This window comes from Clostridium aminobutyricum (genome assembly GCF_017255415.1).
Taxonomy (GTDB): domain Bacteria; phylum Bacillota; class Clostridia; order Peptostreptococcales; family Anaerovoracaceae; genus Aminipila; species Aminipila aminobutyrica.
In genome coordinates this window covers 795,106-821,271 of the sequence record NZ_JAFJZZ010000001.1, presented here as the reverse complement: position 1 = coordinate 821,271, position 26,166 = coordinate 795,106, and the positions used below count along the sequence as shown (strand labels likewise).

Sequence of the window (26,166 nt, the reverse complement as noted above, 5' to 3'; positions counted from 1 at the left end):
GATGAAAAAAGAAATAATTATTGTTGCAGGACCTACTGCAGTTGGAAAAACAAAATATGCCATTGAGATTGCAAAAGCCATGAACGGTGAAATCGTATCGTGTGATTCGATGCAATTATATCGGTTTATGGATATCGGAAGTGCGAAACCGACCACCCAGGAACAGGCGGAGGTCAAGCACTATTTAGTAGATCAAATTGATCCGAGAGAGCCGTTTTCGGCAGCAGAATATCAAAAAAGAGCGAAGGCGGCGATTGTTGAAATTTTTGACAAAGGGAAAACACCGATTGTATCAGGCGGGACAGGCCTGTATGTAAATTCGTTACTCTATGATATGAACTTTTCAGCACCTCCGGTGGGAAATGCGTATCGTGAAAAGCTTGAAAAATTGGCAGAAGAACAGGGAAACGAAGCAGTTTATAATCGATTAAAAGAAGTGGACCCGAAAGCGGCGGAGCGCATCCATGTAAACAATTTAAAAAAGATGATTCGAGCCATTGAAGTGGCTGAAAATACAGAGAGCGGTATCAAGCCTTTTGAAGAATCTTTCGTGAAAACAAACGATTACAACTATACATTAATCGGTTTAAGCAGGGATCGTGAAGAACTGTATGACCGAATCAATCAGCGGGTGGATTTGCTTTTGGAAATGGGGTTAATCGAAGAAATCAGCTCTCTTTTATCCATGGGGCTGACTGAAGAAAATATTTCCATGAAAGGGATCGGCTATAAAGAAATCATCGGCTATCTAAAAGGTGAATATGATTTGGAACACGCGATCTATCTCGTAAAGCGAAATACAAGGCATTATGCCAAGAGGCAAATGACCTGGTTTAGAAGATATGAAGATATAACATGGTTTAACATTTCAAATTATCCAAGTGATGAAGATGTAATTGAGGAGATTATCACATGGCTGAGAGAAAAAAGATAAAATTTCAGAATAAAACAGGGAAGCCCGATAATATTATCAAAAAAGAACTGGAACTTTTTATGCAGTGTACGGCGATTGAAGAAGAGCTTCCTGCCTTTATGAGGGGTTTTTTTATCTATCTTCGAGGCAACGTGCTGCCGCTTACTCGATTGGCTTATCTCCGGGATGTACATTTCTTCTGTGGCTATTTGATGGAATCGGGAGCTGTTTCAGCCTCCGTTAGGCAAGATATAACGGTAGCCGATTTTGAAAAAATAAAGGCAAAAGATGTGAATGTATTTTTGGATTATGCCAGAAAATATCAAAAAGAAACCGAAAAAGCGGTAACCATATATGAAAACAGCAATAAATCATTAGCCAGAAAGAAATCATCCTTATCTGTGCTGTTTAAATACCTCTATCGCGATGAGATTTTGACACACAATATTACGGCAGGTCTTGATCCGATTCGGGTACCAAAACCCGGCGAACATGAAATTAAAGCGTTACAGGATGATGAAGTCATGCGTATGCTGGATATTGTTTCGACAGGAATAGGACTGACTAATAAGCAGAAGGAATTCTGGCAGAAAACCAAGAAGCGTGATAAAGCCATATTGATTCTATTTTTGACGTATGGACTTCGTTTGTCTGAATTGCAGCAGCTCAATGTATCTTCTTTCAATTTTGATCGGGGAGAATTTAAAATCTACCGAAAACGAGGCAAAGAATCCATCATGCCGATTAATCAATCGACAGAAATTGTCATCATGGAGTACTTGGAGGGAGAACGGCCGTCGCCGGATTCCATTTCGGAAGAAGATAAAGATGCGTTATTCTTATCTTTACAGGGCAAGCGAATGACCGAGCGCCAAATCAGGGAGCTTGTTAAAAAATATTCTGCATTCGGTCTGAAAACATCACAGAAAGCCGGATATAGCCCGCATAAATTAAGAGCAACCGCAGCAACCAGTTTAATCGGCCGCGGGGAAGATATCTATGACGTTCAAGCCCTTCTGGATCATGAACAGGTAACGACTACACAGCTTTATGCGAAACATAAACAGAATGTAAAACGAAATTTGGTCAATAATATGGAATGGGAATTGGAACGCAAAGATAACGATAGATAAGTGATGTAAACTTATAGACTTGAATGACTTAAACGATATACCGGAGGGAAACATGCAGAAAAATACATATGATTTATTAACAACAAAGATGGGGATTTCTCCTGAAATTATTGAGATTATTGATGAAGCGGAAGAACAGATCAAAAATACCTTTTTAGAACTGGACGATATCATGGCGTACAATCAATATAAGGTGTTGGAAGCATTTCAGAAGAATAAAATATCCGATATGCATTTCAGCTGGAATACCGGATATGGCTATGATGATCCGGGGCGTGAAGCGATCGAAAAAGTGTATTCCGATATTTTCCACACAGAGGCAGCATTGGTACGGCCTATTATCGTAAATGGTACCCACGCGTTGACGCTGACCCTTACCGGCATCTTAAGACCCGGCGATGAATTGATTTATTGTACGGGAGCCCCTTACGATACGTTGGAAGAAGTGATCGGAATCCGCGGAGAGGGAAAAGGTTCCCTGAAAGAATTCGGGATCACCTTCAAACAAGTGGAACTTACTGCGGATGGAAATATCGATTTTGAAGCTTTAAAAAGTGCCATTTCCCCTCAAACCAGAATGATAACCGTTCAGCGGGCAACGGGTTATGGCTGGCGAAAAGCGATTACGATACCGGAGATCGAAGAATGGGCGAAGTTTGTAAAAGCGATTAATCCGTCCATCATTTGCATGGTGGATAATTGCTATGGCGAGTTTTTGGATACCAAAGAGCCGACCGATGTCGGTGCCGATGTGATTGCGGGTTCTCTCATCAAAAATCCGGGAGGCGGTTTGGCTTTAACCGGAGGATATATTGCGGGAAGAGAAGATTTAATAAGAAACATTTCCTATCGGATGACCTCACCGGGAATCGGCGGCGAATGCGGCCTGATGTTCGGACAAACCAGAACCATGCTTCAAGGGTTATTCCTTGCGCCTAAAACGGTCAATGCAGCTGTTAAAGGGGCCATTTTATGCGCTCAGGCGTTTCAGAACTTAGGTTATGAGGTGTGTCCTACACCAACTGAAAAAAGAAGTGATATCATTGAAGCCGTGAAGCTGAACGATCCGGATGCTTTATGTGCGTTTGCGGAAGGCGTTCAAGCAGCGGCTCCGATTGATGCACACGTAAAACCGATTCCTTGGGACATGCCCGGTTATGAAAGCCAAGTGATTATGGCGGCAGGAGCATTTGTACAAGGATCTTCTATTGAGTTAAGTGCAGATGGTCCTCTTAGAGAACCTTACATTATCTATTTTCAAGGCGGCCTTACTTATGAGCATTCCAAATTTGGTGTCATAAAGGCCCTGCAAACTCTTTATGATAGGAAACTATTGAAGTCAAAATAGAAGGGGTGTTTGTGGCTGCATGAAGCAAGTTAATAAAAAAAGAAAAAAAGCGAAAGGAAGAATAAGAGTTTTACTAACGATTGTAAAATTTGCACTCTTGCTGCTCGTTATTGTTGGTATACCGATATATATTGTACTATTTCATGCAGACTTTATCAGCCAGTTTAAAACCTTAGACTCTGTCAATGCATACTTGGAGCAATACAAAACGGCAAGCATATTTGTCTATATCGCGCTTCAGATCGTACAAATTATCATTTGCATTATTCCCGGACAAGGCCTTCAGTTTACAGCGGGTTATGCCTATGGTTTTTGGTTAGGCTTTCTGTTTTCGCTCATTGGTGCTGCAGTAGGGGCAATCATTACCTTTTATTTAGCGAGATTTCTTGGAAGGGATGCGCTTCACCTCATCTTTGGAGAAGAGCGGATAAACAAATTTGTTAAACGTATCAATAGTAAACGCGGATTTACTATCGTGTTCGTCATTTTTTTGGTGCCCGGACTGCCAAAAGATTTGCTGAATTATGCAGCAGGTGTTTCAAATATGAGGTTAAAAGCCTTCCTGCTGATATCCCTGATAGGAAGAAGTCCGGCCATGATGTGCTCCATTATGATAGGAAGTATGTTCAACAAGGGAAGTTATGTAGGAATCGGTATCCTAGCATTCATAGCAGCCGTTTTATGTGTTCTTGGTATCAAATTTCATGAAAACCTCACCAAGTATATAGATCAATGCTATAATAAACTCATACGTATGTAATACGTTATTTAATGATAAATAAAGAGGAAACATCGGCGGTTCAACTGTCGGTGTTTTTTTATGCCGGAAGCATCGCTAAGTACGCGATTGAAATGGCGGAAAAAATGAAAGTTTAATCAATAAGTTAAACAGTAGTGCGGAACGAAAGTCCGCCTTTTTAATTTTATCGATTAAAAAAGAACAAATGTTTATATAATTATTGACAAAGAACATGTATTCGTATAATATGTGATTAAGAACATAAGTTCTGGATGGAAATGGGAGGAATGTATTATGAGAAGCGCAAAAAAATCCTATAGAATTAAGTCCAAGCTGAGATTTACCACATCTATTACGATAACCATTCTTTTATTTGTTTTTATGGTGAATAACGTTTTAGGCATAAATGACGCGAGCAGCTTAACAAAGAATCAGATGATTCAAATTCAAATTGAATCCGGAGATACCCTTTGGAATCTTGCAGCTGAATATGGGCCGGCTCATACCGATCCAAGAAAAACGGTTTATGAAATCTGCTCCTTAAATGGTATTTCTGCTGACAGCATTTATCCGGGACAGATCATATCCATTCCTTACTATAGTGAATAGACCTTTGGATATAATGAACAGCCCTACATAATTCGTCGTCAGACTATGATTCAAAGGTGACCTCAAGTTTCATATACAGGTTACAATACGGAGGGAGAAAGTTTCACAGGAACAATAAAAATCACTGTTGAATAAGAGATTATTCAATTAAGGGTTTCTAATCAAGCTAAAAAGGATACACTAAAACGATGTTATGTTTCATCGTTGATAGGTATCCTTTTGTTGGCTTTTGAATGTTCCGTGTATAATGTGTGTAAAATAAAAAAATAAATATCCATATAGACGGATAATTTGATAGAATAAACATTATTTAATCAACCTTCCATCACATGTTTCTGATAGGATATTTTATAAGAAAGAGGGGGTCATAAATTTGAAGCCAGTAATCATAGTTCCCGCGTTTAATCCAGATGATAAATTAATTACACTAGTAGAAGATTTGAAAAGACTAGATTTAGAGATCATTGTCGTAAATGATGGAAGTAAACAGGAATGCTCAAGCATTTTTGAAACGATAGAAGAAGAATTTCAATGTATGATATGTACACATTCGAAAAATATGGGCAAAGGTGCAGCCCTTAAAACAGGAATCTCTTATGTACTATCCCATTTCCCCAATTTGCCGGGCTTTGTTACAGCAGATGCGGATGGGCAGCATAGTCCCAAGGATATATACAAAGTTGCTGAATTTCTAGAAAATAATTCGTCCGGTTTAATTTTAGGGAAAAGAGATTTTAGCGGAAAGAATATTCCGTTAAAAAGCTACTTGGGAAACCGTATCACCTCGTTTGTCTTTTTATTGAGCACAGCAAAAAAATGCCCTGATACGCAAACGGGACTTCGCGGAATCCCTATGGCTTATTCGCAAAATTGCTTATCTGTAGAGGGGGACAGATATGAATTTGAAATGAACATGCTGTTTAAAATGGCACGTGAAGGTGTTCCTTTTATTTATGTGCCGATTGACACAATATATCTGGCTGATAATGCATCCTCTCACTTTCATCCGGTGAAAGACTCGGTACGTATCTATTTAAATATTTTTAAATATAGTTTTTCATCATTGCTTTCAGCCATGTTAGATCTTTCGCTTTTTACTATATTGGCGCATCTTGTTTTCGGAAGAGGAACGATCGGTTTATTGGCTGCTACTGTTATTGCTCGCTTGACATCAGGGAGTTTTAATTACTTAGTGAATAAGCACTGGGTTTTTAAAAGTAAAAACAAGTATGGCGGTGAAACGTTAACTTATTTTACGTTATTCTGTTCGCAGATGTTTTTAAGCTGGTTATTTGTTTCGCTGCTAAAGAATGTACCGTTAAATCTAACCTTTATTAAGATATTAGTAGACAGTATTTTATTTATACTGAGTTACAATATTCAAAAAAAATATATTTTCGTATCAAAAAGAAAGAAGTGGAAGACAGATGATAAGAAGATTTACAGGACCCTATAGCTGGGCTGTCCTATTTACTTTTTTATTGATTTTTTCCTTTACTTATGTATTGCTAGATACTTTTGTCATTCAAAAATCCCTTACAAAAGTCGAAGACAATTCCCCAAAATGGGCTCAATCTGAATCAAAAACCGAAGCTGTTGTTACAGATCGTTCTTATGAAGATGACTGGATCAAAATAACGATTGACACAGAGCAAAAATATAACTCGATCCTATATATTGCAGATATTTGGGTCTCTGATCCGAAATATTTAAAAACGGCACTGGCCAATAATACGTATGGCCGTAATATTAAAGATAAGACTTCGAATATAGCAGAAGAAAATCATGCTATTTTCGCTATCAATGGTGATTATTATGGGTTTAGAGAGGAGGGATATGTTTTACGTAATGGTGAAGTTTATAGGGAAACCGCTAGATCCGATAAAAGTGATGAAGATCTAGTCATTGATGAAAATGGGGATTTCTCCATTATTCATGAAAATCAAGTAAGTATAAACACCCTTTTAAACGATGACAACATATGGCAAATTTTATCCTTTGGACCTTCACTTGTAGAAAACGGTCAGCTGACGGTCAACGAAACCAGTGAAGTATCAAGAGCCAAAACAAGCAACCCAAGAACTGCCATTGGTCAAATTTCAGAAGGACATTACATAATTATCGTATCGGACGGAAGAACAGAAGAAAGTGCAGGCATTTCCCTCCTTGAATTAGCCCAAGAACTCAAAGAAAGAGGCTGCATTACGGCCTATAATTTAGATGGAGGAGGGTCTTCGACCATGTATTTTAATGGAAAAGTAATGAATCATCCTACAGATGGCAGAAGCATGAAAGAACGTGAGGTGAGTGACATTGTCTATATCGGATATTAAAGTTCGGTCCAATAGAAAAACGGTATTCGTTTATATAATCGCATCTATAGTGGCGCTAGTGGTGAATAGTGTTTACGGAATCTTCAGCCATGGTGTAAGTTCCGGTGCAATGACATGGATGTTTCTATATCCATTGCTGGGAGGAGCATTTTTTTATGTGGTGATGGGCGTGCTGATTCCGACCGCCAATAGAATCAACGGATATAGGAAATTCTATAATTTATACAATTCCGGAATTGCAACGCTGACAGTAGGCAGTTTTTTGAACGGAATACTGGAAATAGCGGGGACTTCTTCCCCCTATACAATCTTTTTTTATTTTGCAGGAGGTCTATTGATGGCGGTAGGTTCCATAGCCTTCTCCTTTAAATTACTAATGGCAGTAAGTACGAAAGAAATTAAATAGTATCTGAATAATTGTTTTGAAAGGAGAACGAGAATGAAAGTTTACATACTGATGGGAAGTCCGAGAAAAAGCGGAAACACAGCCGCATTATTGAAACCCTTTCTTGAGGAACTGGCGTCTCATGGAGATGAATACCAGGTAGTTTGGTTATATGATAAAAAGATCGCTCCATGTGTAGCCTGCAGAGTCTGTCAGGCAGATTGGTCGCAGTTTGGCTGTCAATTTGATGACGATGCACAGGAGATTTTTGATAAAATTATGGCGTGTGATACGCTTGTTTTGGCGACACCGATTTATTCATGGTATTGCACGCCGCCGATGAAAGCTATTCTGGACCGTTTGGTATATGGGATGAATAAATACTATGGAGATAAAATAGGACCGGCGCTTTGGGCAGGGAAGAGGGTTGCTTTAATCACCACCTGCGGTTATCGCCCGGAAAAAGGGGCTGATCTGTTTCAAACGGGGATAGAGCGGTATTGCAAGCATTCGCATTTACAATTTATCGGTGCACTTTCTGAACGCCATCTGGGATATCAGCATACTTTCATGGATGATGAAAAGGAAGCGCATGCTCGGGCGTTTGCACGAAACATGATTTTTTTAGAAAAGGAGTTATGAGAGAATTTGAAAAATGAATTGTCGGATAAGAAAATAAAAAGCTACAAGTAGCTTTTTATTTTTGTGTGGAGAAAAATGACCTGTTAATGAGAAGTTAACAGTAATTTTAAATGTAGTATTCGAACAAGAATAATAATTTATTCAGTAAATTTAAACTGGTAGAATAATAACTAATTTTTTGGAAATTTTATTTAATTATAGAGTAGGAGGTTTAAAATGGATAAAAAATTGAACAACACGTTAACTGGATTTGAAAATGAGAGACTCAATAGTGTGAGTGCGACAAACAGTGAATATACAGCAGCTTGGTCCAATGTAGATGAAATAAATAGAGCAACCAATTTAAGTATTACATCAGAGTATAGTGTCGAAAAGGCAAAGAATTGGGTTGATAATGGAAGCCAACTTTAAGGAAGCGGGGAAACGTTATGTCTACAATTAATTTAACTCTCGACGGTAACACTGCGGCAGCCTATGTATCCTATGCCTTTACAGAAGTGGCTGCGATTTATCCCATAACGCCATCGTCAGGAATGGCTGAGCTTACAGATGACTGGTCTGCGAAAGGAAGAAGAAATATCTTTAATCAAGAGGTCAGCATCGTTGAAATGCAGTCAGAAGCAGGTGCGGCGGGAGCCTTACACGGATCCTTGCAAGCAGGTGCATTGACAACAACCTTCACCTCGTCACAAGGGCTATTATTGATGATACCTAATTTATATAAGATGGCAGGAGAATTGTTACCCGGCGTCTTGCATGTCAGCGCAAGAGCGATTAGCACACATGCGCTCAGTATATTTGGGGATCATCAAGATGTGATGGCTGTGCGGCAGACAGGCTGTGCCTTATTAGCAAGCGGCTCCGTACAAGAGGTGATGGATTTGGCTCCGATTGCTCATTTATCGGCTATTAAAGGCCGAGTACCTTTTGTACATTTTTTCGATGGATTTCGAACCTCGCATGAAGTTCAGAAAGTCGAAGCTCTTGAATATTCCGATTATGCACAGATGGTTGATTACGATGCGGTCAATGATTTTAGAAATAGAGCCTTATCTCCAAATCATCCCGTCATTCGCGGCACGGCACAAAATCCGGATATCTATTTTCAAGGAAGAGAAGCAAGCAACCCTTTTTATAAAAATCTGATCTCTATCGTTGAAGAAAATTTAGGAATAGTAAGTAAAAGAACCGGAAGAAAATATGGTTTGTTTGATTATTATGGAGCGACTGATGCGGAATATATAATCATTGCAATGGGATCGGTTACACAAACCATAGAGGAGACCATTGATTATCACAATAAAAGAGGTGAGAAATATGGTTTGGTAAAGGTACATCTTTATCGTCCCTTTTCAATGATACATTTCTTAAATTGCATCCCAAGTACCGTTAAAAAAATCGCTGTACTGGATCGGACCAAGGAGCCCGGCTCTATCGGTGAGCCTTTATATCTGGATGTATGCACCAGTTACAGTAAGGTAGAAAAAGCACCGCTGATCATCGGTGGACGGTATGGTTTAGGTTCGAAAGATACAACACCAAGTGACATCACAGCAGTTTATGAAAATCTAAAGCAAGAAAATCCGAAGATGCATTTTACACTTGGAATTGTAGATGATGTGACAGATACTTCACTGGATATAAAAAATAAAGTGTTAACGGAACCTCAAAACCGTATCTCATGTAAAATATGGGGGTTGGGTTCCGATGGAACAGTTGGCTCCAATAAACAGGCAATTATGATCATTGGTAATAAGACCGATCATTATGTGCAGGCTTATTTTGATTATGATTCTAAAAAATCAGGAGGTTTAACGGTATCCCACCTTCGATTTGGCAAAACACCGATAAAATCCACTTACTTTATTGAAAATGCAGATTATGTTGCTTGTCACAATCAATCCTATATCAATAAATATCATATGTTAGAGGATCTTAAGCCTGGCGGTATCTTTGTACTCAATTGTCAATGGACAGAGGACGAATTGGAAGAGTATCTGCCTGCTGAATATAAAAATATAATTGCGAAAAAGAAAATAGAGTTTTATACGATTAATGCCGTTCAAATCGCCGAAGAAATCGGCTTGGGAAATCGCATTAATATGATTATGCAGGGGGCTTTTTTCAAGCTTATTAAAATTCTTCCCCAGGATGAGTTTATTAAAGAATTAAAAAAGTCGGTTACCTATTCCTATAACAATAAAGGGGAAAAGATCGTCCGAATGAATCAAGAAGCAATTGCAAAAGGGGTTGAATCAATTCATAAAGTACAGGTTCCGAAAGCGTGGATGGATGGTATTGCAACCGACAGATTAAATATGGAGGAAGAGCCGGAATTTATAAAAAATATTATGCGGCCGATGCAGGCACAGGAAGGGAATAAATTACCGGTGAGTGCCTTCAAAGACAGAGCAGACGGAACGTTTCCTTCCGGCACGAGTGCCTATGAGAAACGCGGAATAGCGTTAAATATACCGGAATGGATTGAAGAAAACTGTATCCAATGCAATCAATGCTCTTATATTTGCCCTCACGCCGTGCTTCGACCGTTTCTGCTTACTCAAGAGGAGTCAACCGAAGCGCCTTCTTCCTTTAAGATGATAGAAGCTTCCGGAAAAGCATTGGCAGGTTATCATTTCAGAATGCAGATCAGTCCGATGGATTGTACCGGATGCGGTAATTGCGCCGATATATGCCCGGCTAAGGAAAAAGCATTAGTCATGAAACCGGTGAACTCGCAGCTAGACGATCAAACAGAAAATTGGAAATTTGCACATGACAAAATCGGATATAAATCAAATTTGCCGCTGAGCAACTCCTTTAAGGATAGTCAATTTAAAGAACCTTTAATGGAATTTTCCGGCGCTTGCGGAGGCTGTGGAGAGACCCCTTATATTAAGTTGGTTACCCAATTATTTGGGGATCGGATGATGATTGCCAATGCAACAGGTTGTTCCTCTATTTGGGGAGCTAGTGGGGCCAGCACATCTTATTCAAGCAATCAAGAGGGGAAAGGTCCGGCATGGGCGAATTCCTTGTTTGAAGACAATGCAGAGTTTGGCTATGGTATGTATCTTGCTACCAAGCAGCTAAGAAAAAGTCTGGAAGACAACATGAAACAATTAGTAGAAACCAATATAGAAGATCATTTAAAGACTTTAATGGCAGAATGGTTAAAATATAAAGAAGATGGAGAAAAAACGAAAGAAATAAGTGAAAAGCTGATTCAAACCATGCAAAGCTATCAATCTTCAGATTCTACTATAAAACAACTGATTCACCAGATCCTTTTGCGTAAGGATTATCTGATGAAACGATCTCATTGGATTATTGGAGGAGACGGATGGGCGTATGATATTGGATTTGGAGGACTGGACCATGTGATGTCATCCGGAGAAGACATTAACGTATTAGTGTTTGATACGGAAGTTTATTCCAATACCGGCGGACAAGCATCAAAATCAACCCCAGCCGCTGCGGTGGCGAAGTTTGCTTCTTCCGGAAAGAAATTAGGTAAAAAGGATCTTGGCATGATGATGATGACATATGGTAATGTCTATGTGGCACAAGTAGGTATTCATGCCGATAACAGCCAACTAATAAAGGCTATCCGTGAGGCAGAAAACTATAAAGGACCATCTCTCATTATCGCCTATGCACCGTGTATCAACCATGGGATCAAAGAAGGAATGGGAAGAAGCATGGAGACCATTAGAAAGGCTGTAAAAGCAGGGTATTGGCATCTATACCGTTATAATCCGGAATTGAAAAAAGAGGGAAAGAATCCATTTATTCTGGACTCTAAGGAGCCTACTGAAAGTTTTCAGGATTTCCTGATGGGGCAAGTTCGATATAGTTCTTTACAACGATTGTTCCCGAATGAGGCAGATGATTTATTTGAAAAAGCTGAAGAGTATTCAAAACAACGTTATGAGACTTATAAAGCGTTATCATTAAACTAAAAGTCAAATAGATGATACAAGGTAAAAGAGAACTTTAATAGAATGCAATTAAGGTTCTTTTTTATTACAATAAAGTGAATAGCGTAACAAAAACAAGTTTTTAGTATATATTTTTAAATAATAGAAAAAATAGATAAGTAACTAATTTTGTACACTATTCCAAGGTAGCTCAATGGTGGAGCACTCGGCTGTTAACCGATAGGCTGTGGGTTCGAGCCCCACCCTTGGAGCCATAAAGAAAGGCATAGATTCCCCCTGGTGGAGGCTATGCCTTTCTTTATTTTGTAAATCGTGGTATTATGATTCAAGACTTATGCATACAGACAAACAGGAATTTGTCGAGCAATTTTTAACTGCGGATTATTTATATTATTGGAGGAAATTTAAATGAAATATCAAGGGGTTTGCATTGCAGTAAAAGATATAAGTCTTTCCAAAAAGTTTTATCAGGATTTATTTGAGCTGGAGGTATTTCAAGACTATGGCAGAAATGTCTCCTTTGGTGGATTGTTTTTACAGCAGGACTTTGACTGGCTGTTAGATATTCCAAAGAATAGCATATTAAAAGAATCTCACAATATGGAGTTGTACTTTGAGGAAGACAAATTTGATGACTTTATTGCGAAATTACAGCAACGCAATGATATTAGGTATATAGGGGATGGCGTTAAGGAAGCTGACTGGGGACAACGCTCCATACGTTTTTACGATTTAGATGGCCACATTATTGAAGTTGGCGAGAATATGAAGATGGTTGTAAAACGGTTCCTTGATTCTGGGTTATCAATGACGGAAACCTCCAAACGCATGGATGTGTCGGTATCGGATTTGGAAATACTTTTGAACAGTTAATTCCTGCGTGGTATGAGCATAACAGGAAACCATTGTTACATAATTCAATAAAAAATCCACTTTTAAAGTGGACTTTTTATTGGATTAATTATCTTGTGCTGCTATTAATATTGATTTTGCTCTGTGCAGTATTCTGATCTTCATGATTATTTTCATCAGACTGCTCTTTGCTGGAATTCGTTTGCTGCATGTTGTTGCTTGAATTAATATTATGAACTGCATTTCTATGATTCATATTGTTCATTTACTCACCTCCGTTATTTTTCTCATCTTTTATTCTTTTCCAATTTTAGAAAAAATATAGAATATAAATTTTAGCAGCTGCTATATGGTACAATAATAAAGTATACATAATAAAATTATTGTAAATAAAGGCTCATTTATTCCTTGCTTCATGAAATCTTCATATCTTTTGATTAAGATGAACCTATGAGTACTAATCGACTGAATAAGCACAAAATGATGAGTAGTTTGCTTAGAAAGTTGTTAGATTAAATAAATAGGATAGGTGAATTATCATGAACGAACAAATAAAGCTTGAAGAAATTTATGCTCCGGTATCCAATCATTTACGACTTTTAGAGGAACAATTAGACCATGTCATTCAAAATCTTTGCGGGACAAATAATAAAGAGGTGCTTGAACACGCCTTTAAGATTCCGGGCAAGCGAATGAGACCGGCTTTACTCTTATTGTCTGCAAGTGCTGTCAACCCAAAAATTTCTCTGGATATAAAGGCCCAGTTGATTCAATTATCCGCAGCCATAGAACTGATACATACGGCAAGTTTAATTCATGATGATGTGATTGACGAAGACAGTATACGCCGAGGGCAGAAAACGTTAAATAATGTATTTGGAAATAAGATAGCCGTATTAGCCGGCGATATTTTAAATTCCCGTGCTTTTTTAATTATATCGAGGCAATTGCCGGTTGTTTATCACGATCGATTGGCTCAAATGATAGAAACAATGGGTTTAGCTGAAATAGAGCAGCTCAAATCAACCGGAACGATTCCTACGAAAGAGGAATATTTAAAAATTATAAATGGGAAAACAGCAGTGTTTATAGGGAATAGCTGTCGATTTGGTGCCATGCTTGCCGGAGGCAGCGAAAAGGAAATAACCGCTCTAGAAAATTATGGGATGAATGTAGGTATGGCCTATCAATTGATCGATGATTTTATTGATCAAGAGATCGTTTCCATCCAATACGATGGATTGAAGGAAGCAGAAGAATACATCAAGGAAGCTAAAAATTCTTTGGGTGTTCTGGAAGACACTGTTTATAAACAAAAACTGCTCAATTTTTCAGAATATATTTTAGCCTATGCCTCTGTGTAGGGTATCTGAAAACAAGCCTACAGTTTTGCTAGTCAATACTGATGGATATTTTGAGGAATAATAATCTTTTCAAATTTTGTGAACAAGGCTTTCAGCGAGCATAAAATGCAAAGAAAAGCACTGTTTGAGCACAGCGAGTTTGCTTTTCTATCTGAAAGCCGAGAACGAAATTTACTAAAAGATTTATTCCGAAAATGAATCCTGAAGTGTTGACTAGCAAAATAAATTCGTTTTCAGATACCCTATAGGGAGGGATAGGCTATATTTTTATCTTCAATAATTTTTTATTTCTTTCCGTAATGGATGGATGCAACACCGAACGTTAACGATATATAATCCGTGTTTTGGAAACCGACCGCATCAAATTCTTGTTTCAGTTCATTCTTTTTCATAAAACCATTGACGGAGTTTCTAAGATAATAATAGGCTGTTCTATCCTGTGTTCCTACGTATCCTATTATGGGTAATAGGTGATTGAAATAAATAGCATAGATGTTTTTAATAATTGGCATTTCAGGCTTTGACAATTCTAAACAGATTACATTGCCGCCCGGTTTTACCACTCTGTACATTTCTGATAATACTTTTCGTTTATCTTTTATATTTCTTATTCCAAAAGCAATCGTAATACAATCAAAAGAATGATCTGAAAAGGGCAGTTCTAGTACATTACCTTTCATAATTTGATAGGTGTATCCCTTTAAGGGCTTTTTTAATTTCTTATGAGCCTCGTTAATCATTGCATCATTAAAGTCCAGACCTATCACCTGAGCATTTTTTCCTACAATTTTACAAGCATACTCGACCATTTGCCCGGTGCCGCAGCATAAATCCAATACCGTATCGCCTGCTTTCAGCTGACAAAGATTAATCGCTTTTTTTCGCCAACTTTTATCTATATTGAATGTTAAAATGGAATTCAATTGTTCATATTTACTCGCGATGGAAGTAAATATAGAATCAATCCCTGTAGTCGTTTCTATCATGAATGACACCTCCTTTTATTTGATCAATGGAAATAGTACGAAAATAGTGAAATCCCAAAGAGCATGTGAAATGATGACGGGAACAAGGCTTTTTTCTTTTTTGTACATAAAGCCCCAAAATGCACCGCATACCAGAGCTGCGATAATCAACATAAAGTTACCGGTGACGATATGCACTCCTGTATAGAAAAGCGTGGAGAGCAGGTACCCTTTCGTTTCGCCCAGTTTTGTAGCAAGGGATTGTTGTATAAATCCCCGCCAAAAGAGTTCTTCACCGGGGCCGATCAGCAGCAAAAGCAAGGAACCGATCAGAAGAGGACTTCCTTGTGATTTATTGCTATAAACAGATAAAACTTGTGCCTCTTTAAAAGGGAACAAATAACCTGATACAATATTTCCAACATAAAACACGGCATATAGGATGATCGCTGACAGTATTCCTATGATTATCGCCCGCCAAGTGATCTTACTCAATTGAAATAAATCTCTTTTTACCCAGTAGGATAAAGCTACTAGAATGGATATGGACAGGGACATTTCAATCCAAAAATTCATTGGCTTGATGATGAACATCAAAAACCATAAAACTGCGGAAATAAGCAAGGTAAAGGCTATGTAAAAATTGCTTGTCGTATTTTTTTTATCCAATTTCATTCCTCCTAACCTAGAAATGTATCAACGAAAGCAGCAAGGATAAAACAAAGAGGAATCCAAACTGAGCTTGCAGCCGGCCGGTTTCTTTATCAAGTGCAATAATTCCTGTTACATCTTGAGAAGATGCTCTTAATTTGCTCATCATTTTTATTGCAGCCGGGATTGTTGCGAAACATAATAAACTCCAATAAGGTATGATTTTACTTACTATCCCTAGCAGCAGGAAGCTGTAGGATAAAATGATTAAGCCATAATATACGATGATTGCCTTTCTTCGTCCTGCTAGAATGGACAGCGTTTTAATGCCCGCCTTTTTATCATGTTCTATATCCCTTATATCATTTGCATGCAGGATTGCCGTTGTAAGGAATCCAACCGGAATAGAAGCTAAAAATGCTGCGAAACTCATCGTTTGAGCTTGTACATAGTAGGAACCCAAAACCATTAACGGACCAAAGAGCAGAAAGACTAACGGAGCCCCGAATCCTTTATACTTAAGACCTAAGGGCTTGCCGGTATAACAATAGCCTCCCAGCGCACCAATGAGCCCCAGTAAAAGTACAACCCATCCTCGTTGATAAACAAGATACAATCCTATGAGAGAGCCTAACACCATCAGCGTTAATCCACCTTTATGTACTTCAGACGGTGCTAGTAAATTTTCAAAGATAACACCGCTGGAACCATAAGAATCTTTCGTATCCACTTTATTTACATAATCATCATAATCACTGAGCAAGTTGACACCTGCTTGAAGTAAAACAATAGCAATAACCGATAGAACAAAATAGTCCACATGGAAGGGAGCTTCTTTTATTGCCAATATGGCCCCTAATATGACCGGAACCACAGAGCCGCTGAGGGAAAATGGCCGAATTGCTTGCAGCCATTTCCCTGCTTTATTTTGTTTCATTCCCATCCTCCTTTTTTCAATAGATATAGAAAAATTCACATTTTTAAGGATTTAACTATGCTAACCGAAATTGAATACCGTAACCTCCGCGTGGGAAATTCCAGTCAATGTTATCATGAGGGCATGCAATTCGGCAGGCGCCACATTCCAGACAGCCCTCATAACTAACCATAATCTGTTCATCTTTCCATTCATAGACATGAGCAGGGCATAGAATCGTGCAAGATTTATCTTCGCATTTTTCGCACACTGCTTGATCTTTAATAGTTAAATGAGACATGGAATCTACTTTATAATTATTCATGAAGAGTTTGTTATCAATATTTCCTTTTTTGTTGTTATCTTTCATTATTTCATCGCCCCCAGTACTTTGATGCCATCGATTGCTACCCGCAGCAAGGAGCGCTCTTTGGTTATATGTTTCATGGCAAGTTTCTGCTTTTGCGATTTTGATATACCGTCCACCGTAAACATTTCGCTCATTACTTTGTTTGCCGCCGGGATATAATGGTTAAAGATTGCCGGATTTGTTTCCATCGTATGAGAAGCATTTTTGTATTTTTTTAAATCCTTAGCAATATAGCTTTGATAAATTAGATCTTTGTAATAGGAGAGGGCAGACTCATTAAAGCTACCCAATTTTTTAGCCCGAATAACCGTTTCCGCCGCATATCGGCCGGATGTCATCGCTAAATTTGAGCCTTCCCGATGAATCCCATTGACAAACTGAGCGGCATCTCCGACTACTATAACACCGTCCCCAACCAACTTCGGAATACTCTTGTAGCCACCTTCAGGAATCAAGTGAGCATAATATTCACAAGGCTCCGCACCGGCAATCAGAGGTTTTATCATAGGGTGCTGCTTTAAATAATCCAGTAATTCATACGGTTTCACTTGCTTTTTACTCATTTCTGAAAGCAACGTACCGCAGCCGATAGAAAGGTGCTCTTTATTGGTATAAATAAACGCAGTTCCCACCATTCCCAGGGTACCGTCTCCAAATATTTCAATGGTTGCCCCCATGCCTTTATCTAAATTAAACCGGTCTTCTATTTTTTGTGACGGCAGCTTTAATTCTTCCATCACAGCAAGAGCTACTTCATCTTTGCGCCATTCTCGATGATACCCAAGACTTTTTCCAAGCAGTGAATTCACGCCATCTGCAAGAATAACCACATCTGCATAAAGGTCTCCATCCGGTCGGTCTGTACGAACACCGATTACGTGGTTATTTTCAATAATACATTCTTTTATGGTGGTCTCACAGATAATCAGTGCACCGGCTTCCACGCATTTGCTGGCGAACCAATGATCGAATTTGCTTCTAAAAACGGTGAAGTTATTATAAGGAGGCTGACTCCATTCCATCCCCCGATAACCTGTTTGTACAACGGATTCCTTTGCCAGCATCCAGAAACGCTGTTCAACAATCGGACGCTCGATGGGTGCTTCTTTCCAAAAGTCAGGTATAATCTCGTCCATCATTTGACGGTATAGTACTCCGCCCATCACGTTTTTTGAACCGGGATGCTGACCTTTTTCAAGGACAATAACATGTAATCCTTCTTTGGCCATCGTATAGGCTGCCGCAAGACCTGCGACTCCGGCTCCGACGATGATTGCATCAAATTTCTCAGACAATGAACTCGCCTCCTTCTGCGTTTTGTACTCCTGTAATAGGACTGTCGGTGAATACCTTTATAAAACCCTCTATTAATTTCGGCACGATCTCAAAAGCATCGCCGACAATGCTGTAGGTAGCAAGCTTCATGATAGGGCAGTCGGGGTCTGTATTAATGGCAATAATGGTGTCGGAACCTTGTAAACCAACAATGTGTTGGATGGCACCTGAAATCCCGATAGCAAAATAGAGTCGAGGGGCTACCGTCGTACCGGTTTGACCAATTTGCCGTTTTGGATCAATCAGACCCTTTTCAACGGCGCCTCGGCTGCCTCCGACGACACCGCCTAAGACCTTAGCCAGTTGATGGAGCAGGGCAACCCCATGCTCATTTTGTATGCCTCGTCCGCCGCTGACAATAATAGCAGCGTCTTCAAGCTTCACCTGTTCAACCTGCTCTGTAACAATCTCAAGAACTTTGGTGCGTAAAGTTTCTTCTTCGATTTGTAAAGATTCTCTGATTAATTTTCCGGTTCCATTCATTTGAGAAATGCCTGCGGGCATAACCCTTGGACGAACCGTTGCCATTTGAGGCCGACGATCTTCGCATACAATGGTTGCCATAATATTTCCTCCAAAAGCAGGCCGGCTGGCTAATAAAATTCTTTTTTCCATATCAATATCCAGCGCGGTGCAATCTGCTGTTAAACCTGTTTGCAGGGAAGTAGCCACAGCTCCGGCTAAGTCTCTGCCCGTGGTGGTTGCACCCATTAATACAATTTCAGGATGATACTTGTTTACTAAGTGACAAAAGGCACTCGTGTAGGTTTCTGTTCTGTAATGATGGAATACGGCCGAGTCCACGAGGTATACGCTATCTGCACCGTGCCTATAGAGTGTTGAAACTAAAGGTTCTACCTTTTCTCCAATGAGTACCGCACCTACTTGAACATTCAATTGGGAGGCTAATTTTTTTGCGGAACCCAGCAGCTCCAGTGTAACGGAAGCAAACTGTCCCTCTAATTGTTCTGCAAACACCCAAACACCGCCATTATTTATTTCATTCTCTTTAGAGTTTTGGATTAAGACTGACACGAAAGTATTCCTCCTTTCAATTTATGAACCAAGGTATCCACGGCTTCGTCGATAGTACCTTGCAATAGCTCACCGCCTGGTCTTTGAGGAGGTGGGAAGACTTTGCGTACCAGAGTCGGGGAACCCTTCAGTCCCATTTTAGTTAAATCCGCTTCCAAATCACTGATATTCCACACGATTGGTTGATATCGTGCTGCGTTGATCATATTTTTTAAAGGAACATAAGTTAATTCATTGATGCTTTTTTCGATAGTCATCAAACAGGGGAGGTGGGCTTGCACCACTTCATAACCACGATCCATTTTACGGTGTATCACCACAACGTTTTTTTCGATATCAACGGAATTGATTTTCTCAACATAAGTTAATTGAGGGATTCCCAAACGGCAGGCAATGCCGGGTCCTACCTGAGCCGTATCACCGTCGATGGCTTGTTTCCCGCAAAATACCATGTCTACTGAATCCATTGCCATGATTTTTTTGATTCCCATGGAGAGGATATAACTGGTGGCTAACGTATCAGAGCCGGAAAAGGAACGATCTGAGAGAAGATAACCTTCCTCTGCTCCCATCTCAATACATTTCTTAATGACTTCCTGAGCTTGTAATGGGCCCATGGACAAAACAGATACTTTTCCGCCCAATTGATTTTTGATTTTAACAGCCTCCTCAACAGCGTGTGCATCATATGGATTCAGGATGGTAGGGGCGCTGGAACGATCCAGTGTATTTGTTTTGGGATTCATTTTTATTTCTGTGGTATCTGGTACTTGCTTTACGCAAACTAAAATATGCAAAATTAACAACTCCTTTTAATAATTCTTATTTACATTCTCATCTCCATCGGTACGGAGAATAGGTAAATGTTTATCACAGCAAACACAATCATTAAGACCGCAAACGGTATAAAAGTACGCAGGGTATTGTTTTCCTTATCCGGGTTGCTTTTTGTAAGCCGGTAAGCGGTATAGACCGAACCGATTGTTCCGAATGCTATTAAAATATACTGTAAAACTTGAATCGTCATATTATCTACGATAGCCATAGAGGGGTTTGCAGGCTCGATTCCGAATAAGCCGATCGCTGTATAGAAAATAGATTTTCCTTCTGCAAGCAAATGGAACAGATTGTGCGCAATATGACCGGCTACGTCAAGTGGTATGATACTATACCCGAACCGGGCAAAATTCTTTACCAAGGATTCTTTTTTGAAATTTCCTGCGATATAACCGGTCAGTGCCAGCATGGCAATCGGAATGGACATAGCGATAATAAATGTTATGGTAAACGTAACGAAATAATTATCGGTTCCCACCATGGCTTCAAGCTTACTTAACATACCATCCCAGATATCAATCATGGTAATATTTTGAACAAATACAATGCCCATAATGACTGCTGCTAAAAACGATTCTTCTATTTTTGCTCTGCCGATGAACCATAAACCTTTCGTTGGAATCCTTGGGGCTATCCGGATCGAATCATTCGGGCAGCTTTTTACACAATGTCCGCAGAGATTGCAATTTGCCACACTTTCCATGGTTCTTGGGAATTCAAACATGGGACAGCCGGGTGCTTTTTCATTGCCGTTATAACACGCTGCAACCTTACATTTTGAACACTTTTCAGGTGTTCCTTTCAGTTCCAGCATGCCGGCTCTGGAATAGTTTCCGGATACCCCTCCCAAGAAGCAAAGGTAACGGCACCAAGTTCTGCGTTCCCATAAGGCTCCTGAAACAACCACCCCTGTTGTGATCAGCAGTAAGACAACGGCGGAGCCTCTGGGGGATTCAACGATACCAAAGACGTGGTCACTCCACGTAATTAGGATAAAGGTCGCATCGATAATCCATATCCCGTATTTTTTAAGAAATTTGGGCACCGGTTTATTGCTGCCGACATATTTTTGAATGACATCGTTCAGCGTTCCGAAAGGGCATACGGCGCACCAGAATCGGCCAAACAGTAAAAAAATAATCGGTATGATCGGCCACCAAAGTATCCAAGTCATTGCCGTTCCGAAGTTATCGTGCGGCGATGACGGACCGGCCAACAACTCCACTATAATAAAGGTAAACACGATTGCGGTAGGGATTTGGAATACGAGTGGATACCACTTACTTTTTATAAATTTTTTCAAGAATTTATTTTTTAAAAAATCCGTTTCCTCTATTGGAAAGGAAGGACATTCTTGCGATTTTTTATCAGCATTTGACATGATCGGTCTCCTTTCTTTTTATGTGCGAATAGATTTTCTTTTTTTATTGATCGCTGCCAATACAATGATAAAGGTAATAACCCCTAGGAATCCGCCGATGATATACCAATTTGGCCCTCCTTCAGCTACCGCTATAGTAAAATCCGCCACACTTTCTTTTCCGTCAATGGTGATATAAGCTTTTATCATCCATTCCCCTGAATCAGTAAATTCGAGAGTCCCCATGTATTGTCCTGCCTCATGACTGGCTTCAAGATCTGTTTGCAGGGGTTCCGTATCCGACATATCCATATGATCGTCGGTTCTGTCCATATCTGCCAAAACACGAATAGTAGCGTTATCTACCGGCTTATCATTGTTGTCATGTAATTGAATCATTAGGTCATTGCTTCCTGTTACCACGTCATCTGACATAAAAGTAAGATTGACATTCATGCCATTCACTTGCTTTTCGATACCGGCATTTTCAGTACTGGCAAACGTTGTACTAAAAAGAAGCATGATGATAACCAAGCTGCCTAGGAATCCTTTTGAAATAATCTTTTTCATTTTTTATCCCCTTTCTTATGTGAGAGATCATTTCGTTAATGGGCGTAGTTTTTCTTTACAAATTTATAAAGAATGAAAACTTGCCTTTAACGAAAGGTTGTTGATACTATAAATAACAGGTACTTATGAAGAATTTATGTAGGGGTATCTCTGTGTTACATAAATTTAAGGCAGGATAATGAGCGGTCATCCCATTTCATTTCCCTGCCAAATTTTAATAAAATAAGATTGACAGGGAATTATATGGGTATTAATCTTTAAAAAGCGAGAACTTCTTACCATTTTTGAAGGAGGGGAAAAATGATCAATAAGACATTGAAAATAGAAGGAATGACCTGTGCATCCTGTGCAAAAGCGGTGGAAAGAGCTACAAAAAAAATAGATGGCGTAACAGAATCCAATGTAAACCTTGCGACAGAAAAATTAAGTATTCACTATGATGAATCCAAAGTTACCGTGGAAGAAATCCAAGCAGCTGTGGAAAAAGCAGGATATAAGGCTTTAAGCGATGCCGTTATAAAAACAATGAAAATAGAAGGGATGACTTGTGCATCCTGTGCAAAAGCAGTGGAAAGGGTAACGAGAAAATTGGACGGCGTGGCGGAATCCAATGTCAATTTGGCTACAGAAAAGCTAACCATTCGTTTTGAACCCGCCAAGTTAACGGTAACGGATATTAAAAAAGCTGTGGAAAAAGCAGGGTATAAGGCAATCGAAGAAGAAACTTCTATGGATACGGACAAGCAGAAAAAAGATCAGGAGATCCAATCTCTTTGGAGAAGGTTTTTAATTTCCGCTCTATTCACGGTTCCGGTGTTCTATATAGCCATGGGCCATATGGTGGGGCTTCCGCTCCCTCATTCCATTATGCCGATGACGAGCCCTAAAGCGTTTGCTTTCATACAGTTGATTCTGACTTTACCCGTAGTAATAGTCGGATACCGCTTTTATACAGTGGGGTATAAGACTTTATGGAGAAGGAGTCCCAATATGGATTCGCTCATAGCTTTAGGTACTTCTGCCGCAATCCTTTATGGAATCTTCGCCGTAGTACAAATTTTCCAGGGAAATACCCATTACGTCAATAATCTGTATTTTGAATCCGCAGGTGTCATTATAACCCTCATCACACTTGGCAAATATTTAGAAGCCGTTTCCAAAGGAAAAACCTCAGAAGCGATCAAAAAACTGATGGGACTTGCTCCTAAAACAGCCATTATTATAAAGGACGGCAAGGAAATTGAGAGGATCATTGAAGAAGTAGAGGTGGGAGATGTCATCGTTGTAAAACCGGGTGAAAAGATGCCGGTAGATGGCGAAGTGGTTGAGGGAAATACCTCTGTGGACGAATCCATGCTGACAGGTGAAAGTATTCCGGTAGAAAAAAGGATCGGCGATCCGATTATTGGCGCAAGCATCAATAAAAATGGTTCGATCAAGTATAAAGCAACAAAAGTGGGTAAGGATACCGCACTGGCTCAGATTATTAAGCTCGTAGAAGATGCGCAAGGCTCAAAAGCTCCCATTGCAAAGCTTGCGGATGTGATCGCCGGCTATTTTGTTCCCACTGTCATTGTCTTAGCCGTTATTTCCGGACTGGCATGGTATTTAACCGGACAAACCGCTATATTTGCATTAACCATTTTTATCTCGGTTCTTGTTATCGCGTGTCCTTGTGCCTTAGGATTGGCAACGCCAACCGCCATTATGGTAGGGACCGGAAAAGGGGCAGAATATGGTGTCTTGATAAAAAGTGGTGTAGCCCTTGAAACGGCGCATAAAATTCAAACCATTGTTTTTGATAAAACAGGCACGATCACCGAAGGAAAGCCAAAAGTAACCGATGTGGTGGTATCCACCGATATAGCCGAAGACGAATTGTTACAGTTGGCGGCTTCCGCAGAAAAAGGTTCCGAGCATCCGCTGGGAGAAGCCATTGTAAAAGGTGCGGAAGAAAAAGGGTTAGCCTTTAAGCAATTGGACTCTTTCAAGGCCATTCCGGGTCATGGAATAGAAGTAAAAATAGATGAAAAGGAAGTTTTGCTTGGCAATAGAAAATTGATGCGAGACAGAAATATCTCTTTAGGCCGCTTAGAAGAAACTTCAGACAAACTGGCGAGGGAAGGAAAAACCCCGATGTACATTGCAATCAATAATGAAATGGCAGGAATTATTGCAGTGGCAGATACGGTAAAAGAAAACAGTCAAAAGGCCATTGAACGGCTCCATGCAATGGGGCTTGAAGTAGCGATGATTACCGGTGATAATCAACGGACAGCGGAAGCGATAGCCAAACAAGTGGGAATCGACCGGGTATTAGCGGAAGTTTTACCGCAAGATAAAGCGAGTGAAGTGAAGAAGCTTCAGCAAGAAGGAAAACAAGTCGCTATGGTCGGAGACGGAATCAATGATGCGCCGGCGTTAGCACAAGCAGATATCGGGATTGCCATCGGATCCGGAACAGACGTTGCCATGGAATCCGCAGATATCGTCCTCATGAAAAGTGATTTAATGGACGTTCCGACGGCCATTGATTTAAGTAAGAAAACCATCCGAAACATCAAGCAGAATTTATTCTGGGCATTTGGATATAACATATTGGGGATACCGGTTGCAATGGGAATCCTACATCTCTTTGGAGGTCCTTTGCTCAATCCGATGATTGCGGCAGCAGCGATGAGTTTAAGCTCCGTATCGGTTTTGACCAATGCGCTGCGGTTAAAAAACTTCAAACCGTTATTTTAAAATAAGTTTAAAAGGAGAATAGAGAAATGAAGAAAAAAATATTTATTGAAGGCATGTCCTGTGAACATTGTGTAAAACATGTAAAGGACGCATTAAGCGAGGTAGTAGGGGTTGAAGGTGTCGACGTGAATCTAGCCGGTAATTATGCAATAGTTGAAACAAATGATGAAGTAAGTGATGAACAGCTTAAGGAGACAATTGAAGAAGTAGATTACAGTGTAACGAATATTGAGACGCTGTAAATTCCTTTTAACTACCATTTTCAAATAGTATAAATAAAAAATCTATCGCAATAAATATCCCCGTCAGTCTAAATCAAAGAGATGATTTTGACTGACGGGGATATTTTACTCCATAAAATCTACATATCTTTCTGCTTTAATTTTAAGAGAGTATGAAAAGAAGAAGGGAATGATGGAGGATGAAAAATGACAAAAAAAAGGTTCTGGTTGTTGATGATGAAACTAAAATTTTAGAGGTCATTCAATCCTTTTTAGAGAGCAAAGGGTTTATTGTTTTTACTGCAGAAAGCGGAAAAAAAGCTTTTTCTATCTTTGATCAAGAAAACATTTCATTAGTGATATTAGATCTCATGCTGCCTGATGTTTCGGGTGAAGATATTTGCAGATCACTTCGGCAGAAATCGAGAGTACCGATTATTATGCTGACTGCAAGAGTGAATGAGGAGGCGATCCTTGAGGGATTAGAAATCGGGGCAGATGACTACATTACCAAGCCTTTTAGTTTAAAACAATTGAATGCAAGAATGGAAGCAATCTTAAGAAGATCAACGGATGACTTGGTACCATTATATAAAAAAATTTCTTTTAATGAAGGGGATTTAGAGATCGACTTCGAGGGGCATTCTGTCAAAAAAAATCGAATGGAAGTAAATCTTACTGCAAATGAATTTAAGATATTGGCAGCTATGATAAAATTTCCGAACAAAGTATTTACACGGGAGGAATTAATAATAACAGCCCTTGGTGATGAGTTTGACGGATTTGACCGAACAGTAGATACTCATATTAAGAATATACGGCAAAAGATAGAAAGCGATTCTAAAAGACCAATATATGTTCAAACAATATATGGTGTAGGATATAAGTTTGGAGGGAAATAG

26 protein-coding genes and 1 tRNA gene are annotated in these 26,166 nt (G+C 39.5%); 17 read left to right on the top strand and 10 right to left on the bottom strand.

Going from position 1 to position 26,166, the window contains the following annotated elements; translation table 11 throughout:
* Window position 1: 1 nt before the first annotated feature.
* The 13 genes from miaA (at window position 2) to JYB65_RS03940 (ending at window position 12,916) form a co-directional block, all read left to right on the top strand.
* Entirely contained in the window at window positions 2–934 is a 933-nt protein-coding gene (gene miaA, locus JYB65_RS04000; protein ID WP_206581315.1) for a tRNA (adenosine(37)-N6)-dimethylallyltransferase MiaA, read from the top strand.
* Window positions 913–2,046 carry a tyrosine-type recombinase/integrase gene (locus tag JYB65_RS03995; protein WP_206581314.1) on the top strand — a complete coding sequence of 378 codons (1,134 nt, stop codon included), beginning with the start codon at window positions 913–915 and terminating at the stop codon, window positions 2,044–2,046. Before miaA ends, JYB65_RS03995 begins: the two co-directional genes overlap by 22 nt.
* 52 nt (window positions 2,047–2,098) lie before the next feature.
* A complete protein-coding gene (locus JYB65_RS03990; RefSeq protein ID WP_206581313.1) occupies window positions 2,099–3,394 on the top strand; it encodes a methionine gamma-lyase family protein in 1,296 nt (431 codons plus the stop codon).
* Window positions 3,395–3,413: 19 nt separating this feature from the next.
* Window positions 3,414–4,154, top strand: a complete 741-nt coding sequence (locus tag JYB65_RS03985) for a TVP38/TMEM64 family protein (RefSeq protein WP_206581312.1) — start codon at window positions 3,414–3,416, stop codon at window positions 4,152–4,154.
* Between the two features lie 273 nt (window positions 4,155–4,427).
* On the top strand, window positions 4,428–4,742 hold the full coding sequence (locus tag JYB65_RS03980) for a LysM peptidoglycan-binding domain-containing protein (RefSeq protein WP_206581311.1): 315 nt from the start codon (window positions 4,428–4,430) through the stop codon (window positions 4,740–4,742).
* 373 nt (window positions 4,743–5,115) lie between these two features.
* Window positions 5,116–6,198 (top strand): bifunctional glycosyltransferase family 2/GtrA family protein, encoded by a 1,083-nt coding sequence (locus tag JYB65_RS03975; RefSeq protein WP_206581310.1) that lies wholly within the window; start codon window positions 5,116–5,118, stop codon window positions 6,196–6,198.
* Window positions 6,170–7,075 carry a phosphodiester glycosidase family protein gene (locus JYB65_RS03970; protein ID WP_206581309.1) on the top strand — a complete coding sequence of 302 codons (906 nt, stop codon included), beginning with the start codon at window positions 6,170–6,172 and terminating at the stop codon, window positions 7,073–7,075. Before JYB65_RS03975 ends, JYB65_RS03970 begins: the two co-directional genes overlap by 29 nt.
* Entirely contained in the window at window positions 7,056–7,481 is a 426-nt protein-coding gene (locus JYB65_RS03965; protein ID WP_206581308.1) for a hypothetical protein, read from the top strand. The genes JYB65_RS03970 and JYB65_RS03965 overlap by 20 nt, the downstream gene beginning before the upstream one ends.
* Before the next feature lie 33 nt (window positions 7,482–7,514).
* Window positions 7,515–8,102 (top strand): flavodoxin family protein, encoded by a 588-nt coding sequence (locus JYB65_RS03960; protein WP_206581307.1) that lies wholly within the window; start codon window positions 7,515–7,517, stop codon window positions 8,100–8,102.
* Between the two features lie 216 nt (window positions 8,103–8,318).
* A complete protein-coding gene (locus JYB65_RS03955; RefSeq protein WP_206581306.1) occupies window positions 8,319–8,513 on the top strand; it encodes a CDIF630_02480 family spore surface protein in 195 nt (64 codons plus the stop codon).
* Between the two features lie 17 nt (window positions 8,514–8,530).
* Complete coding sequence (nifJ, locus tag JYB65_RS03950; RefSeq protein WP_206581305.1) at window positions 8,531–12,064, top strand: pyruvate:ferredoxin (flavodoxin) oxidoreductase; 3,534 nt, start codon at window positions 8,531–8,533, stop codon at window positions 12,062–12,064.
* 158 nt (window positions 12,065–12,222) lie between these two features.
* A tRNA-Asn gene (locus JYB65_RS03945) sits at window positions 12,223–12,297 on the top strand.
* Between the two features lie 154 nt (window positions 12,298–12,451).
* Complete coding sequence (locus tag JYB65_RS03940) at window positions 12,452–12,916, top strand: VOC family protein (protein WP_206581304.1); 465 nt, start codon at window positions 12,452–12,454, stop codon at window positions 12,914–12,916.
* A gap of 88 nt (window positions 12,917–13,004) precedes the next feature.
* Here the strand turns inward: JYB65_RS03940 and JYB65_RS03935 are convergent, their stop codons facing one another.
* Window positions 13,005–13,160, bottom strand: coding sequence for a hypothetical protein (locus JYB65_RS03935; RefSeq protein ID WP_206581303.1), 156 nt, complete (start codon window positions 13,158–13,160; stop codon window positions 13,005–13,007).
* A 274-nt stretch (window positions 13,161–13,434) separates the two neighbouring features.
* On the opposite strand from JYB65_RS03935, the gene JYB65_RS03930 reads away from it, so the two are divergent.
* Window positions 13,435–14,259 (top strand): polyprenyl synthetase family protein, encoded by an 825-nt coding sequence (locus tag JYB65_RS03930; RefSeq protein WP_206581302.1) that lies wholly within the window; start codon window positions 13,435–13,437, stop codon window positions 14,257–14,259.
* A gap of 284 nt (window positions 14,260–14,543) precedes the next feature.
* On the opposite strand, the gene ubiE is transcribed toward JYB65_RS03930, so the two are convergent.
* From ubiE to JYB65_RS03885, 9 genes are read right to left on the bottom strand one after another with little or no spacing between them, the layout of a single operon-like run.
* Window positions 14,544–15,245, bottom strand: a complete 702-nt coding sequence (ubiE, locus tag JYB65_RS03925; RefSeq protein WP_206581301.1) for a bifunctional demethylmenaquinone methyltransferase/2-methoxy-6-polyprenyl-1,4-benzoquinol methylase UbiE — start codon at window positions 15,243–15,245, stop codon at window positions 14,544–14,546.
* Window positions 15,246–15,260: 15 nt separating this feature from the next.
* Complete coding sequence (locus tag JYB65_RS03920) at window positions 15,261–15,893, bottom strand: CPBP family intramembrane glutamic endopeptidase (protein ID WP_425331112.1); 633 nt, start codon at window positions 15,891–15,893, stop codon at window positions 15,261–15,263.
* A gap of 16 nt (window positions 15,894–15,909) precedes the next feature.
* Window positions 15,910–16,812, bottom strand: a complete 903-nt coding sequence (menA, locus tag JYB65_RS03915; RefSeq protein WP_206581299.1) for a 1,4-dihydroxy-2-naphthoate octaprenyltransferase — start codon at window positions 16,810–16,812, stop codon at window positions 15,910–15,912.
* A 55-nt stretch (window positions 16,813–16,867) separates the two neighbouring features.
* Complete coding sequence (locus JYB65_RS03910) at window positions 16,868–17,161, bottom strand: ferredoxin family protein (RefSeq protein ID WP_206581298.1); 294 nt, start codon at window positions 17,159–17,161, stop codon at window positions 16,868–16,870.
* Entirely contained in the window at window positions 17,161–18,456 is a 1,296-nt protein-coding gene (locus JYB65_RS03905) for an FAD-dependent oxidoreductase (protein ID WP_206581297.1), read from the bottom strand. Before JYB65_RS03905 ends, JYB65_RS03910 begins: the two co-directional genes overlap by 1 nt.
* The gene (locus tag JYB65_RS15195; RefSeq protein ID WP_342366613.1) at window positions 18,449–19,531 is read right to left on the bottom strand and encodes an electron transfer flavoprotein subunit alpha/FixB family protein; all 1,083 of its coding nucleotides are present in this window, start codon (window positions 19,529–19,531) and stop codon (window positions 18,449–18,451) included. Before JYB65_RS15195 ends, JYB65_RS03905 begins: the two co-directional genes overlap by 8 nt.
* Window positions 19,519–20,328: an electron transfer flavoprotein subunit beta/FixA family protein gene (locus JYB65_RS03895; RefSeq protein ID WP_206581296.1), complete on the bottom strand. Its 810-nt coding sequence runs from the start codon at window positions 20,326–20,328 to the stop codon at window positions 19,519–19,521. The genes JYB65_RS15195 and JYB65_RS03895 overlap by 13 nt, the downstream gene beginning before the upstream one ends.
* A gap of 29 nt (window positions 20,329–20,357) precedes the next feature.
* Window positions 20,358–21,749, bottom strand: coding sequence for a 4Fe-4S binding protein (locus JYB65_RS03890; protein WP_206581295.1), 1,392 nt, complete (start codon window positions 21,747–21,749; stop codon window positions 20,358–20,360).
* Between the two features lie 18 nt (window positions 21,750–21,767).
* Window positions 21,768–22,298 (bottom strand): FixH family protein, encoded by a 531-nt coding sequence (locus tag JYB65_RS03885; RefSeq protein ID WP_206581294.1) that lies wholly within the window; start codon window positions 22,296–22,298, stop codon window positions 21,768–21,770.
* A gap of 300 nt (window positions 22,299–22,598) precedes the next feature.
* Here JYB65_RS03885 and JYB65_RS03880 point away from each other — a divergent pair, with 300 nt between their 5' ends.
* The 3 genes from JYB65_RS03880 (at window position 22,599) to JYB65_RS03870 (ending at window position 26,166) form a co-directional block, all read left to right on the top strand.
* Complete coding sequence (locus tag JYB65_RS03880; RefSeq protein WP_206581293.1) at window positions 22,599–25,043, top strand: heavy metal translocating P-type ATPase; 2,445 nt, start codon at window positions 22,599–22,601, stop codon at window positions 25,041–25,043.
* 26 nt (window positions 25,044–25,069) lie between these two features.
* The gene (locus JYB65_RS03875) at window positions 25,070–25,285 is read left to right on the top strand and encodes a heavy-metal-associated domain-containing protein (protein WP_206581292.1); all 216 of its coding nucleotides are present in this window, start codon (window positions 25,070–25,072) and stop codon (window positions 25,283–25,285) included.
* 179 nt (window positions 25,286–25,464) lie between these two features.
* Window positions 25,465–26,166, top strand: coding sequence for a response regulator transcription factor (locus JYB65_RS03870; protein WP_206581291.1), 702 nt, complete (start codon window positions 25,465–25,467; stop codon window positions 26,164–26,166).